The organism is Tianweitania sp., assembly GCF_032053605.1.
Classification (GTDB): domain Bacteria; phylum Pseudomonadota; class Alphaproteobacteria; order Rhizobiales; family Rhizobiaceae; genus Tianweitania.
Map to the genome: position 1 here is coordinate 1689 of NZ_DAMBUH010000180.1, position 2302 is coordinate 3990.

The 2302-nt window shown below is 64.4% G+C and carries 1 protein-coding gene; it reads left to right on the plus strand.

Translation table 11 applies throughout. The features are described 5' to 3' along the window. Positions 1–2302 (plus strand): double-strand break repair helicase AddA (gene addA, locus RTX98_RS20320; RefSeq protein WP_312798699.1); only part of this gene is annotated, 2302 nt, incomplete at both ends.

Genomic DNA, 2302 nt, shown 5'->3' on the forward strand with positions numbered 1-2302 from the left:
GCCGAACATGGTTTTGGTGCCGAAGACACCCCGGAGACGCTGAGCGAAGCGATCTGGCCCGACGCCTACTTCGATGCTGCCTTTGCCGACGCGCTGGAGCAGTGCGGGGGTGGCAAGACTGTGCTTGAATTCGCCGGCGACTTACGTGCGGTTTGCCATGCACAAGTCCCCGAGCGCATGGCTGCTCTTGGCAACGCGTTTCTAACTGCGAAAGGCGAGCCGCGCGGTTTGCGCAATCTTGCGTCGAAGGCCGTCGTCGCGCGCTTCCCTGACTTTGCCGAAGAGTTCACCCGGCTGGCCGAAGCGCTGGTTGCCTGCCGCGACCGCATCGCGCTTCTGGAAATGCTCAAGGCCACACAGGCCGCGTTGACCATCGCCGACCGCCTGATCGGCAACTATTCGCGCCTCAAACATGCCGGCGGCTTTCTCGATTTCGAGGACCTGATCCGCCGCACCATCGCGCTGCTCGCCCGCTCCGACGCTGGCCCCTGGGTGCGCTACCGGCTGGATCAGGGCATCGACCACATTCTGGTGGACGAGGCGCAGGATACGAGCCCGCAGCAATGGGCAGTGATCCGGGCGCTATCCGGGGAGTTCTTCGTCGGCGAAGGGGCGCGGGCGGAGGCCGAACGCACCATCTTTGCCGTTGGTGACGAAAAGCAGTCGATCTACTCATTCCAGGGCGCGGAGCCGGAAAGCTTCGACCTCAACCGGCGCGCGTTCAAGACGCATGTCGAAGGGGCCGAAAAGCGCTTCGAGACGGTGAAGCTGCAACGCTCCTTCCGCTCGACCTGGGACGTGCTTTCGGCCGTCGATCTCGTTTTCTCAACGGCTGAGCGGCGGCGCGGGCTGACGCAGGATGGCGTTGCCTTTGAGCACAAGGCGATCCGCAATGAGCCCGGTTCGGTGGAAGCCTGGCCGTTCGCCGCAGCAACCAGCATCGAGGAACCGGATGACTGGACGATCGCCATCGACCATGCCTCGGCGCCGGCCGTGCAGGTCGCCGAACAGATCGCAAGCCGTGTTGACGGCTGGCTGAAGAACAGCACGATCCTGCCCGGCAAGGGCCGTCCGATCCGACCCGGCGACGTCATGGTGCTCGTGCGCAAGCGCGACAGCTTCATCCATGCGCTGTCACGCGCGCTGAAGAACCGCCGTATCGACGTGGCGGGCGCGGATCGACTGAGTCTGCCCGGCCATATCGCGGTGCAGGATCTCGTCGCGCTCGGTCGCGTGGTGCTGCAGCCGGAAGACGACCTGTCGCTCGCCGCCTTGCTGAAAAGCCCGATCTTCGGTCTGGACGAGGCTGCGCTGTTCGCGCTCTCGCATGGCCGCCCTGACGGCGTGTCGCTTTACCAGAGCCTGCGTAGAGCCGCAGGCGACGACCTGATCCTGAAATCCGTGCTCGACCAGCTCACCACCTGGCGTAACGATGCCGGCTATCGTCCGGCCTTCGAGTTCTATGCCGCCGTTCTCGGGCGTGATGGTAACCGGCAAAAGATGATCTCGCGGCTGGGTCATGAAGCCGGCGAAATCCTTGATGAGTTTCTGAACTTCCTGCTTGGCGCCGAGCGCGCTGGGCCGCCCGATCTCGAAAGTGTTCTGTCGCTGCTCGATCAGTCCGGCCCGGACATCAAGCGCGAGATGGACCAGACCCGCAACGAAATCCGCATCATGACGGTGCATGCCGCCAAGGGCCTGGAAGCGCCGATCGTGTTTCTGGTCGACAGCGGCGGTGAGCCCTTCATCGCCGGCCATCTGCCGCGCCTGCTGAGTTACGAGACGCCCGATCGCGCCCGTCGCAAGCGCTTTTTGTGGCGCGCCGGCAAGGACCTTAACAACAGCGTTGCCGCCGCGATCGAAGCGCAACTGAAGGACAAGGCCGAGGACGAATATCGCCGCCTGCTTTATGTCGGCATGACGCGCGCCGAAGATCAGCTCATTGTCTGCGGCTACCATGGCAAGCGCGGCCCAACCAACCCGACCTGGCTCACCATGGTGCGCGAAGGGCTGGAAGATCAGCCGGAAACGACGACAACCGCCTTGCCGGACGATCGCGGCTCCGTGCTGCATTACCAGGTGACAAAACAGCCCGTTTTGTTGAAGGAAGCCACACAAGCCTCCGCGATCCAGGCACCGGCATTTCCGACATTCCTGCGCGGCAAGGCTCCGTCTGCCCCGCGCCTGCCGAGGCCGCTGGCACCGTCGCGAGCCGCCGCCCTGATCGAAACCACGGCTGCGGATGCACCGACGCCACGCTCGCCGGTGCTCGATCCGCAGCTTGAGCCATCCTTCGCCATCG